Below are 15,213 nucleotides of genomic sequence, written 5' to 3'. Positions count from 1 at the left end.
ATTCGATTTGTGCGCAAAGTTGTGCAACGCTCGGATTTGCGACAGCGCAAAGGGCGCCGTGCGCCGGGCGGTTAAGGATCTTCCGCGCGTTCAACTGGAAGGCCTCGGAGGCACATATGACACGATCGGTTTTTCGGTTCCTGTCGCGACAGCCCGAGACGATCGAGATCGCCAACCAGGATTACCTGCTCCGCCTCCCCCGTTACGCCGATTATCGCCAATGGTACCACCTTCGAAGCGAGAGCCGCGGCTTTCTGGAACCGTGGGAACCGACCTGGCGCGCCGACGAAATGACGGAAAGCGCCTTTCGCGGCCGCGTCATCCGCAATGAGCAGGAATTCGCATCCGGCCAGGCCGTACCGCTTTTTCTTTTCCACAAGCCCGCGGAGACCCTGCTCGGCGGGATCACCATCGGCCACATCCGTCGCGGTGCCGGGCAAAACTGCATGATCGGCTACTGGATGGGCGAGCGTCATGCCGGCCACGGCCACATGTTTGCCGCCCTCAAGCTTGCGATTCCCTACATCTTTTCGAGCCTTGAGTTGCACCGTATTGAAGCAGCCTGTATTCCGGAGAACTCAAGAAGCATCCGGCTCCTTGAAAAGGCCGGTTTTGAGCGTGAAGGCTACTTAAGACAGTACTTGAGGATTAACGGGCAATGGCGTGACCATGTGCTTTTCTCTCTCCTGTCCGATGATGCCGTACCGAACAGGAAATTGCCCCTTTGATGCCTCTAACCCGCTCGCCCTTCGCATGGTCAGCCTCGAAGCTGGCAGCGTTTCTGATCGCTCTCACGACGCTGTTCTGCGCCTTTAGCGGCATTGCCCATGCTCTTGAGCCGGTCAAGATTTCACGCGAAGACACCGCACTCGACCTGACCGCGACGACCGAGATCTATAGCGGCCGCAGCGAAGCCTTCCAGGTTTCGACGGCGCCAGGCGCTGACGGTATCGTCCGGCGCATCGAAGTGCGTTCCAGCACCGAGAACCACCAGGGCGACTGGGCGGTTTTCGCGCTCGCCAACGTTTCGGGCGAACAGCTCGACCGCGTGATCGTCGCGCCGCATTTTCGCCTGGTGAATTCCAAGCTCTTCTGGCCCGACCTCGGGTCGCAACGCATGCTGTCGATCACGCCGAGCGAGGGCTTTGCGCTCGAACGGCTGCCGAGCGACGATTCGGACGTCTTCCAGATCACGCTCAACCCAGGCGCGGTCATCACCTTCGTCGCAGAGCTGGCGACGCCTGAGCTGCCGCAGATCTACCTCTGGCAACCGGACGCCTACAAGGACACGGTCAACGCCTTCACGCTCTATCGCGGCATCGTTCTCGGCATCGCCGGCCTGCTCGCGGTGTTCCTGACGATCCTGTTCGTGGTCAAGGGAACCTCGATGCTGCCGGCAACGGCAGCACTCGCCTGGGCGGTGCTTGCCTATATCTGCGTCGATTTCGGCTTCTTGTCCAAGCTCATCAGCGTCACGGCCGGCGACGAGCGAATATGGCGAGCGGGAACCGAGGTGTTCCTCGCGGCAGGCCTGGTGATCTTTCTCTTCACCTATCTCAACCTCAATCGCTGGCACCAGCATCTGGGTTATGCGACACTCGCCTGGATCCTCGGCCTTGGCCTGCTCTTCGGCGTTGCGGTCTATGATCCGGCAATCGCATCGGGTATCGCCCGCCTCTCATTCGCACTGACGGCAACGGTCGGGATCGTGCTGATCGCCTATCTCGGCTTCAACCGTTACGACCGCGCCATCCTGCTGGTCCCCGCCTGGCTGCTCATTCTGGTCTGGCTGTTCGGCGCGTGGCTGACCGTCACCGGCCAGCTGGCAAACGACATCGTCCAGCCAGCACTTGGCGGCGGCCTCGTCCTGATCGTGCTCTTGATCGGCTTCACCGTCATGCAGCACGCCTTTGCCGGCGGCGCCTACCAGCAGGGCCTGTTCTCCGATCTTGAGCGCCAGTCGCTGGCGCTGACGGGTTCCGGCGATACGGTCTGGGACTGGGATGTGGCGCGTGACCGCGTCGTCACCATTCCCGATATCTCCCTGCAGCTCGGTCTCTCCATGGGCTCGATGCACGGCCCCTTGCGCAACTGGTTGCCGCGCCTGCACCCCGATGACCGCGATCGCTTCCGTGCCACGCTCGACGTCCTGCTCGAACACCGCCGCGGCAAGCTCAACCACGAATTCCGTGTACGTGCAGAGGATGGCCATTATCACTGGCTGTCGATCCGCGCCCGCCCGGTGCTTGGCGCCAATGGCGAGATCATCCGCTGCGTCGGCACGATCATCGACATCACCGAGCAGCGCAACTCGGTCGAACGTCTGCTGCACAACGCGCTGCATGACAATCTGACCGGCCTTCCCAATCGTCAGGTCTTCCTCGACCGCCTGCAGGCCATCCTGCTGATGGCCGACACCACGACCGCACGCCCGACCGTTCTGGCGATTGATATCGATCGCTACAAGCAGGTCAACGACCTGCTCGGCATTGCCGCCGGTGACAACATCCTGATCGCACTGACGCGCCGGCTGCGCCGGCTGCTGCGCCCGCAAGACACGCTCGCGCGCCTCGGCGGCGACCAGTTCGGGCTGATCCTGATGTCGGAGCGCGACCCGGCCAAGGTCGCCGATTTCGCCGACGCGGTCAGCAAGGCGATCATGGTGCCGCTCAACTATGGCAACCGCGAAATCAACCTCACCGCGTCCATCGGCCTCGTCTCCTGGCTCGACCAGGAGCAGAGCGCTGCCGGCCTGATCGACGACGCGGAGCTTGCGATGTTCCGCGCCAAGAAGGAAGGCGGCAACCGCGTCGAGCCTTTCCGTCCAGCCTTTAGAACCTCCGGCTCGGATCGCATGCAGCTCGAAGCCGATCTCAAGCGAGCGATCGAGCGCAAGGAACTGTCGCTGGTCTACCAACCGATCGTGCGGCTCAGCGACGCCGAGATTGCCGGTTTCGAGGCGCTGATGCGCTGGGATCACCCCAAGCGCGGCAATGTCTCGCCGACCGAGTTCATCCCGATCGCCGAGAATTCCGACCTGATCAACCAGCTCGGCATGTTCGCATTCGACAAGGCGACCAGCGACCTCACGGAATGGCAGATCCAGACCGGCGATCTGCCGATCTTCGTGTCGATCAATCTCTCCAGCGCGCAGCTGCTCAACAACGAGCTCTATGACGACGTTCGTGCCGTGCTGAACAAGAACCGTTGCGACCCGGCCAAGGTGAAGATGGAGCTGACCGAATCTCTTGTCATGGAGAATCCGGAGCAGGCGCGGTTGGTGCTTGAGAAGCTGAAGGAAGCCGGCTTGAAGCTGGCGCTCGACGACTTCGGCACGGGCCACTCGTCGCTCTCCTATCTCACCCGCTTCCCCTTCGATACGATCAAGATCGACAAGGCGCTGGTGCGAGACCCGAGCGATAAGCGCGGCATTCTGCTGCGCTCGGTGATCACCATGGCACGCGAACTCGACATGCAGGTTGTGGCCGAAGGTATCGAGTCCGAGGAAGACGCTATCCAGCTTTCACAGATGGGCTGCGACTACGGCCAGAGCTTCCTGTTCGGCCCGCCGATCGGTTCGGAGTCGATCCTGCGGCTGTTGAAAGAGCGATTTCCGCTGATGAAACGGGCTTAAGCTCCACAAGGGTGCGCCACTGCAAGGCTGCGGATACACGCAGCCTCGGATGTCTCATGGACGAATCTGATTGAGGCAATCTGGATTACAGTTCATGGCCGGATCCGGCGCCGGGTATCAGGCGTGGCCGGCCTCGATCGACAGCATCGCCGGGCTGACGCCCATCAATGCCAGAGCGCGATCGTATTTGTCGCCGAGCGCCTTGTCGAAGATCAGCTCTTCGCGCGCCGGGCAGGTCAGCCAGCCGTTCTGGGTGATCTCCGCCTCAAGCTGGCCGGGACCCCAGCCGGCATAACCCAGCATCATCGTCGCCCGGTGCGGCCCCTCCCCGCGCGAGATCGCACGGACGATGTCGAGCGTGGCGGTCAGGCAGATATCGTCGCTGACCGGAATGCTGGAATCGCTTAAATAATCGTCAGAGTGCAGCACGAAACCACGCCCGGTCTCGACCGGGCCGCCCGCCTGAATCTGGAAATCGCGGGTCATCGCCGGCAGACGGATTGCCTCGTCCTCGTCGAGGATTTCGAGGTGCATCAGCACATCGGGGAAGGTCAGCTGCTGCGGCCGGTTGAGGATGAAGCCCATGGCGCCGTCGTCCGAATGGGCGCAGATGAAGATGACGGTGCGGGCAAAATTCGTGTCAAACATCCCAGGCATGGCGATCAGGAACTGACCGTCAAGGAAACCGCGTTCCCGTTTCTTCTGTGCCATGGGTATCGCCATAATGCGGACAGCCTACCAATTCGTCGCGAAATGAAAAGCGCTTCAACGTCGCGACCGCCAAATAATGCACGTACCGCGTTTACCCTGTTCTGCTTGATCAAACATTTATGATCTCCGCGCCCAAAGGGGCGTCTGGAGCGTTGCCGGCAAAAGCGATATTGCTTTGGCCATGATCAAACGTCCCACATATCAGAACATGGTCCAGCGCATCGGCACGGCAAGCCTTCTCCTCGCATTTTTTCTGCCTGCCAGCGCCCAGGCGGCGACCAGCGAATGGATGACATCAACCGGCGGCATGATCCGCATTGTTGCCGCGCCATTGCAAAAGGATGGCACGATCCCGGCGACGCTCGAGGTCAAGCTGAACCCCGGCTGGAAGACCTATTGGCGCGAGCCCGGCGCTAGCGGCATTCCCCCGCAGATCACGCTTGATCCGGCCGAAGGAGTCGTTCTTGAAAAGATCGGCTTTCCCGTGCCCAAGACCTTCGACGACGGGGTGGTGCGCTATGTCGGCTACGACAAGTCAGTCGCCTTCCCCTTGACGCTGAAGCGCCTGCACGGCAAGGGAGACGTGAAGATCCGCGCCTCGGTGTTCCTCGGGATCTGCGAGGACATCTGCATCCCGGTGCAGGGCGAACTGAATCTGACGCTCAAGCATGACGACTTCGACAACCCGCTCGATGCCGCCCGCATCGACGGTGCAGTCGCCGCCCTGCCGGAACCGCCCTCCGAGGATTTCAAGGTGACAACCGCCGTTTATGACGAGCACAAGGCAGCGGTGCGCCTCTCGTTGAAGCTACCGCCGGACACCGGCAAGGAGCACCGCGAACTGTTTCTTGCCGGCGCCTCAGGCGTCTCCTTCGGCAAGCCGGCAATCACTCAGGCGGAAGGTGCGGAGCTAAAGGCCGAGATCCCCGTTCGGCTCTCCGGCAAGGATAAGACGCTGAAGGGAAAGCCGGTCATCCTCACCGTGCGCGCCGGCGGGCGCAGCATGGAAACGACCCTTGCCTTTGATTGATGCGCCTCTATAGTCTTGCCGGTTTCAGGCGGTTGGGTCCAAAAACAATCGCCGGAGACACCCGGACGCACAACTCAAGCCGCGACAACGCCCTGCCGGAACGCCGGTCTGGCCATGCGCGCAACGCAAGGAGAATGCCGTGACCATTGCCGTCGGAGACAAGCTGCCCGCTGCTACCTTCAAGGAAAAGACCGCCGATGGTCCGGTGGAAGTGACGACCGAACAGCTTTTCAAGGGCAAGCGCGTCGTGCTCTTTGCTGTGCCGGGCGCCTTTACCCCCACCTGCTCGCTCAACCATCTGCCCGGCTATCTCGAAAACCGTGACGCGATCCTGTCGCGCGGTATCGATGATATCGCCGTGGTTGCCGTCAACGACCTGCATGTCATGGGTGCCTGGGCGACATCGTCGGGCGGCATGGGCAAGATCCACTTTCTCTCGGACTGGAATGCCGCGTTCACCAAGGCACTCGGCATGGATATCGATCTGTCCGCCGGCACGCTCGGCGTCCGCTCCAAGCGTTATTCGATGCTTGTCGAAGACGGCGTGGTGAAGACGCTCAATCTTGAGGAAAGCCCGGGCCAGGCGACCGTATCGGGCGCCGCCGCGATGCTGGAGCAGCTCTAGGCTTAGACGTCACTGCGAATGAAAAACGGGCCATGCGGCCCGTTTTTCATTTTGCGAGAGGATCCGGACGGCGCCCCTTCTTGTAGGGCTCCATGCCCTTGCGGGCGAGTTCGTCGGCGCGCTCGTTTTCCGGATGGCCGGCATGGCCCTTAACCCAGTGCCAGGTGACTTTATGGCGGCGGTTGGCCTCGTCCAGCGCCTGCCAGAGTTCGCCGTTCTTCACCGGCTTCTTGTCCGCGGTCTTCCAGCCGTTTTTCTTCCAGCCGTGGATCCACTTGGAGATGCCGTCCATCACATATTTGCTGTCGGTATGCAGGTCGACCTCGCAGGCGTTCTTCAGCGCATCCAGCGCCGAGATCGCCGCCAGAAGCTCCATGCGGTTGTTGGTCGTTTCCGCCTCGCCCCCGCACATATCCTTTTCCACCTCGCCGTAGCGCAGCACCGCGCCCCAGCCGCCCGGCCCGGGGTTGCCCGAGCAGGCGCCGTCCGTAAAAATATCAACGTGTTTCATGCAGAGGTCTCTTCGATCCGGAGGCCGTATTCGGCGCTGGAAACGATCGCCCGGTGGAACCGGATCTTCGTCAAATATTCGAGCGGATCCTTCTTCACCACCAAGGCGCCGGCCGGCGTCATCAGCCAGTCGTAGAGGCGCGTCAGGAAGAAGCGCAGTGCCGAACCGCGGCAGAGCAGCGGCAGGGCTTCGACCTCATCCGCCGTCAGCTTGCGCACGCTCTCATAACCCGAAAGCAGCGCCATGCCCTTGGTGATATTGTAGGAGCCGTTCTTTTCGAAGCACCACGAGTTGAGGCAGACCGCCACATCGTAGGCGAGATAATCGTTGCAGGCGAAATAGAAGTCGATCAGGCCGGAAAGCTGGTCGCCGAGGAAGAAGACATTGTCGGGGAACAGATCGGCATGGATGACACCATCCGGCAGCGATTTCGGCCAATGGCTCTCGAGATGCGCAAGCTCGGCGGAAATCTCGTCCTTAAGGCCGGTCTGCACCTCGTCGGCGCGCGCCTCGGAATTGACCCATAGCGGCCGCCAACCGCCGACCGAAAGCGCATTGGTGCGCCTCAGGTCGAAGCCCTGGCTAGCGACATGCATCTCAGCCAACGCCCTGCCGACCTCGCGGCAATGCTTGGCCTCCGGCTTGCGAAGCCACATGCCTTCGAGGAACGAAATCATGGCGGCCGGACGGCCGGACAATTCGCCCAGCAGTTCGCCGTCGGAGCGCGGCAGGGGCAGCGGACAGGAAAGCCCGCGATCGGCCAGATGATGCATCAGCCCCAGGAAGAACGGCAGGTCACCTGCGTTCACCCGCTTCTCGTAGAGCGTGAGGATATAGGCGCCCTTTGTCGTGTGCAGCAGGAAGTTGGAGTTTTCGACCCCCTCGGCGATGCCCTTGTAGGACGTCAGCTGGCCGACGTCATAGGCCTCGAGAAAGGCGCTCAGGTCGTCTTCCGTGATATCGGTGTAAACTGCCACGGTCGTTCACTTTCAAATGCGGGCAAGATATGCGGGTTATTCGCCGTTGACGAAGGCCATGTCGGCGGCGGTCAGCGGCACGTGCCGGATCTCGCGGTTGACGAGGAAGTTCTCATTTTCCTCGACGGTGTCGGCAAGTTCAACGACGGCGTCGTAGCGCTCGCGGAACGCCTCGATGATCTCGTTGACGATGACCTCAGGCGCCGATGCGCCGGCAGACAGGCCGACGGTCGAGATTTCGCCGATCGAATCCCAGTCGATTTCCGCTGCCCGCTGCACGAGAACGGACTTTTTCGCGCCGGCTTTCAGCGCCACTTCGACCAGGCGCTTGGAGTTCGACGAGTTCGGCGCACCGACAACCAGGAACAGATCGCAGCCGGGTGCCGCCTGCTTGACCGCTTCCTGGCGGTTGGTGGTGGCATAGCAGATCGAGTCCGCAGCCGGCGCAGTCAGATTGGGGAAGCGCTCATGCAGCCGCTTGATGACCCCGGCAGTGTCGTCGACGGAGAGTGTGGTCTGGGTAACAAAACCGAGATTTTCCGGATCCGGCGGCATATAGACGTCCGCATCCTCGATCGTCTCGACGAGCGATACCGCGCCTTCCGGCAGTTGCCCCATGGTGCCGATGACTTCGGGGTGACCGGCATGGCCGATCAGCACCACGTGGCGGCCCAGCCGGTTGTGGCGCATCGCCTGCTTGTGCACCTTAGAGACCAGCGGACATGTGGCGTCGAGATAGAAGAGATTGCGTGTATCGGCATCCGCAGGCACCGATTTCGGCACGCCATGGGCGGAAAACACCACCGGCTGCTTGCGATGCTCCGGCGGGATCTCGTCGAGTTCCTCGACGAAAATGGCACCCTTGGCTTCCAGCCCTTCGACCACATAACGATTATGCACGATCTCGTGGCGAACATAGACCGGCGCGCCGAATTCCTTCAGCGCCAGGACGACGATCTGGATCGCCCGGTCGACGCCGGCGCAGAAACCGCGCGGCCCGCAAAGGCGAATGGTGATCGGGGATTTTGCCGCGGATGATGCCATGGATCAGGATGCCAGTAGAACGAAAACAAGGGCTGCAATCGCCGGGCCGCCCTGGATCAACAGGATGCGCGGCTTGACGGACCACGCGCCATATATAGCGGCAACGATCACGCACACAAGGAAGAACACCTTCAACTCGAAGGCAAATGACGCCTCCGGCTGCAGAAGAGACCAGAAAAGACCAGCCGCGAGAAAGCCGTTGTAAAGCCCCTGGTTGGCGGCGAGCACCCGGGTCGCTTCCGCCTGCTCCACCGTCATGCGGAACACCGAACGTCCCTCAGGCCTCGTCCACAGAAACATCTCCAGCACGAGAAAACCGAGATGCAACAGCGCCGTCAGCGCGATCAGGATCGTCGATATCAAACCCATTCCACATGTCCCCCAACTGCGTCGGTCAGGGATAGCACGGCGCTACAGCTTGTTTCCTTAAGTCCTATTCGATTTAAGGATAAAAACATGCAGCAAATCAAAGTGCTACAGCGACCTTTGCGATAATAAGACGCGCGGCGCTGTAGAGGCCCGCCTATGGCTTGCGCCGCATCAGAAAAACGCCGCTGACGACGACCAGGGCTCCGGCAAGACCGTACCAGGTCAGCGCGTATTGCAGATGGCTGTTCGGCAGGTCGAACTGGGTAACGCCGCCGATCGGAAGCCCACCCGGATTGGGCGTAGCATCGGCGTCGACGAAGAACGGTACGACCTTCTCGGCGGGAAGCCCGACCGAAGATGCCATCGTGTCGAGGTCCTTCCAGTAAAAGATATTCTTGGCGAGGTCATTGTCCGGGACCAGCGACGACGGCTTTTCGGCGAGCTTCGGCCTTGCGAGGCCATGGATGGCCACGGACGCCGGAAGCTCGCCCGCGAGACGGGTCGACGAATCCTTCAGTTCGAAGGGAACGAAACCGCGGTTGACGAACAAGGCACGGCCGTCCTCGATATTCAGCGGCGTAAAGACATAGTAGCCGGTGCGACCGTTGTAGGTCGCGAAGAAGTGCCGCTCCTTGCTGTGGTCGAAGGTGCCGGAAACATTGACGGTGCGATAATCGATATCGCCGCCTTCGGCTGAAATCTTTTCGACCTCGGCAAGCGTCACCGGTGGCGCCGACCGCCGTTCAGCGATCGCTTGAAGCAGGCCCTCTTTCCAGTGCAGCCGCTGCATCTGCCAGGTGCCGAGCGAAATGAGGATGGCGAAGACGATAGCGAGCACGGCGAATGCGCCGAGGCGCGCAACAAGGCTGCCCTTCTTCCTGGTCTCGATCTCAGCCACGGTCGATCTCGCCGGGCCGCGCGTTGTTGCGATACTGCAGGTTGATAAGGATGCCCTTCAGCATGCGCGTCAGGCCGAGGCTGAGCACGATCGCCAGCGGTATCCAGAGCAGGAAATGCAGCCAGAGCGGTGGATTGAGGTTTACCTCCATCCACAGTGCCGCACCGACGACGATGAAGCCGACAATCAGGATGACGAAGACGACAGGACCATCGCCGGAATCGGCGAAACGATAGTCGAGATCGCAGCTGGCGCAGGCGGGCTTTACCGTCAGGAACCCATCGAACAGCTTTCCCTGGCCGCATCGCGGGCAATGGCCTTTGATACCTGCCATGACCGGGTCGACCGGCGGATAGAGGGCTTTGTCGTCACTCACGGATTGATCTCGATCGGGGTGTTGTTGGGAACCAGGTCCCAGATTTCATCCATTTCGGCATTCGTAACCGCAATGCAGCCGTCCGTCCAATCGAACATCTGCGTCATAAACGCCAGCCAGCCGAAATAATTGCGCTGGCCGTGGATCATGATCATGCCACCGGGGTCGACGCCCTTAGCTGCCGCTGCCTTGATATCCTCGGGTCTCGGATAGGAGACGTGCATCGACAGGTGATAGCCGCTCTTGTCGTTGCGCCAATCGAGGACATAGAGGCCTTCCGGCGTTCGCCGGTCACCTTCGCGTTCCTTGTGACCGATGGGATTGCCGCCAAGAGCGACCGAATACTGGCGCAGCATCTCTCCACCCCGGTAGAGCTGCAGGATGCGCTTCTCCTTGTGCACCACCACGCGGTCGGCCGGATCGCCGGCAGAGGCTGAAAAGCATCCTGCCAGAAGCCAGGCCGTCGTCACCGCAGCCACGCGAATATTCATGTCGGCTCGCCCCATCGATTCCGCCGTAATGCAAACAAAAAATAAGGCGGCTGCATGGTCGCAGCCGCCTTATCGAGAAGAGCTTGCGCTCAAATCTTCTTACATGTGAGCGACCGGCGCGCCCCAACCACCCCAGATGTAGATGGAGAAGAAGAGGAACAGCCAGACGACGTCAACGAAGTGCCAGTACCAGGCCGCCGCTTCGAAGCCGAAGTGCTGCTTCGGCGTGAAGTCGCCACGCAGCGCGCGCAGCAGGCAGACGAGCAGGAAGATCGTACCAACGAGAACGTGGAAGCCGTGGAAGCCGGTCGCCATGAAGAAGGTCGCGCCGTAGATCGAGTCCTTGAAGGCGAACGGAGCGTGAGCGTATTCGTAGGCCTGGACGTAGGAAAACAGCACGCCGAGCACGACCGTCAGCGACAGGCCGTAGACGAGGCCCTTGCGGTCGTTGTGGAGCAGTGCGTGGTGCGCCCAGGTGACCGTCGTGCCGGAAAGCAGCAGGATGACGGTGTTGTAGAGCGGCAGATGCCAGGGGTCGAGAACCTCGATGCCCTTCGGCGGCCAGACACCACCGGTGAAGGCGGCGCGGGTTGCCTGAATGGCTTCGCCCGGGAACAGGCTGGCGTCGAAGTAGGCCCAGAACCAGGCGACGAAGAACATCACTTCCGAAGCGATGAACATGATCATGCCGTAGCGCAGGTGCAGCGAGACGACGCGGGTGTGGTGACCCTCGTGCGCTTCCTTCACCGTGTCCGACCACCAGCCGTACATGGTGTAGAGAACGACTGTGAGGCCGATGAAGAAGACCCACGGATTGGCAAGGTCAGCGCCGAACAGCTTGAAGGAGCCGCCCGAGAGATAGCGCATGTAGCCGACACCGCCGAACGCCATGACGAATGCGCCGATCGAGGCAAGCAACGGCCAGGGGCTCGGGTCGATGATGTGGTAGTCGTGATTCTTCTGATGTGCATCGGCCATGTCAGTAATCCCCGATAGGTCTTTCTCTTGTCGCCCTTTCGGCATAGCCGAAACGGGCCTCCAGTCAAAGTTTGTTCTCAGTTTCGCCCGTCTTCACCTGTGCGACCGGCTTCGACGGCTCGCGTGGGTAGAAGGTGTAGGAAAGTGTCAGTGTCTTGATGTCCTTGGTCTCTACCGCCTTGACCATGTCCGGATCGACGAAGAATACCACCGGCATCTCCATCTCCTCTCCCGGCTGCAGTGTTGTCTCGGTAAAGCAGAAGCATTGAACCTTGTTGAAATAGGCACCGGCCTGCATCGGCGTGACGTTGAACGTCGCCTGCCCGGTCGTCGGCTTCGACGAAAGGTTCTTGGCGCGGTACATCACCTGTACCGTCTCGCCGATCCGCACATCGATGTCGCGTTGAACCGGCCTGAACTCCCACGGCAGGCCGCCGGAGGTATTGGCGTCGAAGGTCACCTTGACCTTTTCGTCGAGAATGACATCCGATGCCTGCTCGACGCGCTGCGTCGTGCCGTTATAGCCGGTGACGCGGCAGAACATGTCATAGAGCGGCACGGCCGCATAGGCCATGCCGGTCATGCCGACGACGAAGGCAATGCAAGTACCGACGATAGCGCCGTTGGAGCGCTGCTTCTGCTGAGGGTCCTGAGAGGTCGTCATATCGCGCTTCCCTCAGTTGACCATGCCGTTGCCGAACTTGATCAGCGTGACGACGTAAAAGAGGACGACCAGGCCAGCCAGCACGATACCGAGCGCAATGTTGCGGCCGCGGCGGGACTTCTTCTGGGCTTCGTTCAGCTTGACGGTTTCCATCAGGCAACACTCCCGGCATTCAGCCAGATATTGACGATCAGGTGATCCGCCATCAGGGCGGAGAAGATCACGAACAGATACATGATCGAGAAGGCGAAAAGCTTCTTGGCGGGCAGCATGCGCTCATCCGCCTCAGGCATGCGCAGCACGCCGATCGAATACCAAACGAAGCCCAGGCCTAGTGCCGCTGCAACCGCGCCATACCCGATGCTCGCAAAACCGAGCAAGGTGGGACAGATGCCGATCAGGGCCGTCAGGACTGCATAGATGACGATCTGCTTCTTGGTGGTTGCCTGGCCGCAGACGTTGGGCAGCATCGGCACGCCGACGGCGCCGTAGTCGCCCATCTTGAACAGCGCCAGCGCCCAGAAATGCGCTGGCGTCCACAGGAAGGTGATGAGGAACAGGACGATGCTTTCCACCGATACGCCGCCGGTCACGCACGCCCAGCCGATCATCGGCGGGAAGGCACCGGCAGCACCGCCGATGACGATGTTCTGCGGCGTCGAGCGCTTGAGCCACATCGTATAGATGACGGCGTAGAAGAAGATGGTGAAGGCGAGCAACCCGGCTGCGAGCCAATTGACGGCGAGCCCGAGGATGATCACGGAAAAGGCGGAGAGCGTCAGGCCGAAGGCGAGGGCTTCCTCGGGCAGGATCTTGCCTGCAGGGATCGGGCGCTTGGCCGTGCGGGTCATGACCGCGTCGATGTCGGCGTCATACCACATATTGAGCGCGCCTGAGGCGCCGGCGCCAACAGCGATGCACAGGATGGCGATGAAACCAATGAAGGGATTGATATGTCCGGGTGCAAGCACGAGGCCTGCAAGCGCAGTGAACACAACGAGCGACATGACGCGGGGTTTCAGAAGCTCGAAATAATCGCGTGCAGAGGCCTCGGACAGGCGCGGTGCACCACCCCTGCCAACTGCTTCGTGATTGTCGATGACCGTCATGTCTCGTCCTTGATCGTCTTTTGCCCATACGGGCCGTCTTTTGCCGGTTCTCCGGCGGGGTGAAGCCGCCGGGATCGGCGGCTTCTGTTTCTTTCCCATCACTTGATGCGCGGGAGTTGTTCCCACTGGTGGAACGGCGGCGGCGAAGACAGCTGCCATTCCAGCGTGTTCGCACCCTCGCCCCACGGATTGTCGCCAGCGACGCGCTTCTTTGCGAAGGCTTCAGCGACACAGAAGAGGAAGATCAGCACGCCGACGGCTGCGATGTACGAGCCGTAGGACGACACCATGTTCCAGCCGGCATAGGCATCCGGATAGTCGATGTAGCGGCGCGGCATGCCGGCGAGACCCAGGAAGTGCTGCGGGAAGAAGATCAAGTTCACACCGATGAACATGACCCAGAAGTGCAGCTTGCCGAGGAACTCGGAGTACATGTAGCCGGTCATCTTCGGGAACCAGTAGTACCAGGCAGCGAAGATCGCGAACACGGCGCCGAGCGACAGAACGTAGTGGAAGTGAGCAACCACGTAGTAGGTGTCGTGCAGCGAACGGTCGAGACCGGCGTTGGCGAGCTGAACGCCCGTGACACCACCGACGGTGAACAGGAAGATGAAGCCGATCGCCCAGACCATCGGGGTCGTGAAGCGGATCGAACCACCCCACATCGTCGCGATCCACGAGAAGATCTTCACGCCGGTCGGAACAGCGATAACCATCGTCGCGAAGACGAAGTAACGCTGCGTGTCGAGCGACATGCCGACGGTGTACATGTGGTGCGCCCACACGATGAAGCCGACGGCGCCGATCGCGACCATGGCGTAGGCCATGCCGAGGTAGCCGAAGATCGGCTTACGCGAGAAGGTGGAAACGATGTGGCTGACGATGCCGAAGCCCGGCAGGATCAGGATGTACACTTCCGGGTGACCGAAGAACCAGAACAGGTGCTGGAACAGGATCGGGTCGCCGCCGCCTTCAGGCGCGAAGAAGGCCGTGCCGAAGTTGCGGTCGGTCAGCAGCATGGTGATGCCACCTGCCAGAACCGGCAGCGAGAGCAGAAGCAGGAAGGCGGTGATCAGAACCGACCAGGCAAACAGCGGCATCTTGTGCAGCGTCATGCCCGGAGCGCGCATGTTCAGGATCGTGGTGATGAAGTTGATCGCGCCGAGGATCGACGAGGCACCGGCGATGTGCAGGCCAAGGATCACAAGATCCATCGCCGGCCCGGGCATGCCTGATGTCGAGAATGGTGGATAGATCGTCCATCCGCCCCCCGCACCATAGGCGCCTGCCGGACCTTCGACGAACATCGAAAGCAGAACCAGCAGAAAGGCCGGAATGATCAGCCAGAAGGAGATGTTGTTCATGCGCGGGAACGCCATGTCCGGCGCGCCGATCATGATCGGAACCATCCAGTTGGCGAAGCCCCCGATCAGCGCCGGCATGACCATGAAGAAGATCATGATGAGCGCGTGCGCGGTCGTGAACACGTTGAACATGTGCTTGCCGCCGTCGATGGCAGCATCGCCCTCGAAGCCGTAAACCATCTGCGCCAGACCGTGGAAGATCTGGATGCCCGGTTCCTGCAGCTCGGCGCGCATGAACACCGACAGCGTGCCGCCGATGATGCCCGCGATGATCGCGAAGATCAGGTAGAGCGTGCCGATGTCCTTGTGGTTGGTTGACAGAAACCAGCGCTGAAAGAAGGTCAACGGCTTGTGCGCGTGGTCTGCGTGACCATGATCGGAGTGATCATGGCGTTGGTCGTGATGAGCGGCTGTTCCAGCCATGGGTCGAGC

17 protein-coding genes are annotated in these 15,213 nt (G+C 61.1%); 4 read left to right on the top strand and 13 right to left on the bottom strand.

The annotated features are described in order from the left end of the window. The first annotated feature begins 116 nt into the window (after window positions 1-116). Both C6558_RS04360 and C6558_RS04355 read left to right on the top strand, forming a co-directional pair. Window positions 117-728 (top strand): GNAT family N-acetyltransferase, encoded by a 612-nt coding sequence (locus C6558_RS04360; RefSeq protein ID WP_025426188.1) that lies wholly within the window; start codon window positions 117-119, stop codon window positions 726-728. Then, window positions 728-3,634, top strand: a complete 2,907-nt coding sequence (locus C6558_RS04355; RefSeq protein ID WP_025426187.1) for an EAL domain-containing protein — start codon at window positions 728-730, stop codon at window positions 3,632-3,634. The genes C6558_RS04360 and C6558_RS04355 overlap by 1 nt, the downstream gene beginning before the upstream one ends. 117 nt (window positions 3,635-3,751) lie before the next feature. On the opposite strand, the gene C6558_RS04350 is transcribed toward C6558_RS04355, so the two are convergent. Continuing rightward, window positions 3,752-4,345: a YqgE/AlgH family protein gene (locus C6558_RS04350; protein ID WP_371412230.1), complete on the bottom strand. Its 594-nt coding sequence runs from the start codon at window positions 4,343-4,345 to the stop codon at window positions 3,752-3,754. A gap of 181 nt (window positions 4,346-4,526) precedes the next feature. On the opposite strand from C6558_RS04350, the gene C6558_RS04345 reads away from it, so the two are divergent. Together C6558_RS04345 and C6558_RS04340 are read left to right on the top strand one after the other, a co-directional pair. After that, window positions 4,527-5,375 (top strand): protein-disulfide reductase DsbD domain-containing protein, encoded by an 849-nt coding sequence (locus tag C6558_RS04345; protein ID WP_025426185.1) that lies wholly within the window; start codon window positions 4,527-4,529, stop codon window positions 5,373-5,375. Window positions 5,376-5,514: 139 nt separating this feature from the next. Further along, complete coding sequence (locus C6558_RS04340; RefSeq protein ID WP_025426184.1) at window positions 5,515-6,000, top strand: peroxiredoxin; 486 nt, start codon at window positions 5,515-5,517, stop codon at window positions 5,998-6,000. Between the two features lie 46 nt (window positions 6,001-6,046). Here C6558_RS04340 and rnhA read toward each other — a convergent pair whose 3' ends face one another. From rnhA to ctaD, 12 genes are all read right to left on the bottom strand, one after another. Next, the gene (rnhA, locus tag C6558_RS04335; protein WP_025426183.1) at window positions 6,047-6,511 is read right to left on the bottom strand and encodes a ribonuclease HI; all 465 of its coding nucleotides are present in this window, start codon (window positions 6,509-6,511) and stop codon (window positions 6,047-6,049) included. Beyond that, window positions 6,508-7,488, bottom strand: coding sequence for a homoserine kinase (locus C6558_RS04330; protein ID WP_025426182.1), 981 nt, complete (start codon window positions 7,486-7,488; stop codon window positions 6,508-6,510). The genes rnhA and C6558_RS04330 overlap by 4 nt, the downstream gene beginning before the upstream one ends. 36 nt (window positions 7,489-7,524) lie before the next feature. Beyond that, a complete protein-coding gene (ispH, locus tag C6558_RS04325; protein ID WP_025426181.1) occupies window positions 7,525-8,532 on the bottom strand; it encodes a 4-hydroxy-3-methylbut-2-enyl diphosphate reductase in 1,008 nt (335 codons plus the stop codon). Window positions 8,533-8,535: 3 nt separating this feature from the next. Beyond that, on the bottom strand, window positions 8,536-8,901 hold the full coding sequence (locus tag C6558_RS04320) for a DUF1304 domain-containing protein (protein WP_025426180.1): 366 nt from the start codon (window positions 8,899-8,901) through the stop codon (window positions 8,536-8,538). A gap of 154 nt (window positions 8,902-9,055) precedes the next feature. Continuing rightward, on the bottom strand, window positions 9,056-9,799 hold the full coding sequence (locus tag C6558_RS04315; protein ID WP_025426179.1) for an SURF1 family protein: 744 nt from the start codon (window positions 9,797-9,799) through the stop codon (window positions 9,056-9,058). After that, on the bottom strand, window positions 9,792-10,175 hold the full coding sequence (locus tag C6558_RS04310) for a DUF983 domain-containing protein (protein ID WP_025426178.1): 384 nt from the start codon (window positions 10,173-10,175) through the stop codon (window positions 9,792-9,794). The genes C6558_RS04315 and C6558_RS04310 overlap by 8 nt, the downstream gene beginning before the upstream one ends. Further along, window positions 10,172-10,666 (bottom strand): murein L,D-transpeptidase family protein, encoded by a 495-nt coding sequence (locus C6558_RS04305; protein ID WP_057211512.1) that lies wholly within the window; start codon window positions 10,664-10,666, stop codon window positions 10,172-10,174. The genes C6558_RS04310 and C6558_RS04305 overlap by 4 nt, the downstream gene beginning before the upstream one ends. 99 nt (window positions 10,667-10,765) lie before the next feature. Beyond that, window positions 10,766-11,644 carry a cytochrome c oxidase subunit 3 gene (locus C6558_RS04300; protein WP_025426176.1) on the bottom strand — a complete coding sequence of 293 codons (879 nt, stop codon included), beginning with the start codon at window positions 11,642-11,644 and terminating at the stop codon, window positions 10,766-10,768. A gap of 64 nt (window positions 11,645-11,708) precedes the next feature. Further along, entirely contained in the window at window positions 11,709-12,308 is a 600-nt protein-coding gene (locus tag C6558_RS04295; RefSeq protein ID WP_025426175.1) for a cytochrome c oxidase assembly protein, read from the bottom strand. A 12-nt stretch (window positions 12,309-12,320) separates the two neighbouring features. Then, window positions 12,321-12,461 carry a hypothetical protein gene (locus C6558_RS04290; protein WP_025426174.1) on the bottom strand — a complete coding sequence of 47 codons (141 nt, stop codon included), beginning with the start codon at window positions 12,459-12,461 and terminating at the stop codon, window positions 12,321-12,323. After that, the gene (locus tag C6558_RS04285; protein WP_025426173.1) at window positions 12,461-13,417 is read right to left on the bottom strand and encodes a heme o synthase; all 957 of its coding nucleotides are present in this window, start codon (window positions 13,415-13,417) and stop codon (window positions 12,461-12,463) included. The genes C6558_RS04290 and C6558_RS04285 overlap by 1 nt, the downstream gene beginning before the upstream one ends. A 98-nt stretch (window positions 13,418-13,515) precedes the next feature. Next, on the bottom strand, window positions 13,516-15,204 hold the full coding sequence (gene ctaD, locus C6558_RS04280) for a cytochrome c oxidase subunit I (protein ID WP_025426172.1): 1,689 nt from the start codon (window positions 15,202-15,204) through the stop codon (window positions 13,516-13,518). Window positions 15,205-15,213 lie beyond the last annotated feature (9 nt).

This window comes from Ensifer sp. NM-2 (genome assembly GCF_003024455.1).
Lineage (GTDB): Bacteria > Pseudomonadota > Alphaproteobacteria > Rhizobiales > Rhizobiaceae > Ensifer > Ensifer canadensis.
The sequence above is the reverse complement of the archived record's forward strand: the minus strand, read 5'-3'. Positions and strand labels throughout refer to the sequence as shown.

Coding starts and splice junctions, on each gene's coding strand:
- C6558_RS04350 (WP_371412230.1), bottom strand. CDS start 4,345: ATGGCACAGAAGAAACGGGAACGCGGTTTCCTTGACGGTCAGTTCCTG.
- rnhA (WP_025426183.1), bottom strand. CDS start 6,511: ATGAAACACGTTGATATTTTTACGGACGGCGCCTGCTCGGGCAACCCC.
- ispH (WP_025426181.1), bottom strand. CDS start 8,532: ATGGCATCATCCGCGGCAAAATCCCCGATCACCATTCGCCTTTGCGGG.
- C6558_RS04285 (WP_025426173.1), bottom strand. CDS start 13,417: ATGACGGTCATCGACAATCACGAAGCAGTTGGCAGGGGTGGTGCACCG.
- C6558_RS04345 (WP_025426185.1), top strand. CDS start 4,527: ATGATCAAACGTCCCACATATCAGAACATGGTCCAGCGCATCGGCACG.
- C6558_RS04295 (WP_025426175.1), bottom strand. CDS start 12,308: ATGACGACCTCTCAGGACCCTCAGCAGAAGCAGCGCTCCAACGGCGCT.
- C6558_RS04360 (WP_025426188.1), top strand. CDS start 117: ATGACACGATCGGTTTTTCGGTTCCTGTCGCGACAGCCCGAGACGATC.
- C6558_RS04355 (WP_025426187.1), top strand. CDS start 728: ATGCCTCTAACCCGCTCGCCCTTCGCATGGTCAGCCTCGAAGCTGGCA.
- C6558_RS04300 (WP_025426176.1), bottom strand. CDS start 11,644: ATGGCCGATGCACATCAGAAGAATCACGACTACCACATCATCGACCCG.
- C6558_RS04290 (WP_025426174.1), bottom strand. CDS start 12,461: ATGGAAACCGTCAAGCTGAACGAAGCCCAGAAGAAGTCCCGCCGCGGC.
- C6558_RS04305 (WP_057211512.1), bottom strand. CDS start 10,666: ATGAATATTCGCGTGGCTGCGGTGACGACGGCCTGGCTTCTGGCAGGA.
- C6558_RS04320 (WP_025426180.1), bottom strand. CDS start 8,901: ATGGGTTTGATATCGACGATCCTGATCGCGCTGACGGCGCTGTTGCAT.
- ctaD (WP_025426172.1), bottom strand. CDS start 15,204: ATGGCTGGAACAGCCGCTCATCACGACCAACGCCATGATCACTCCGAT.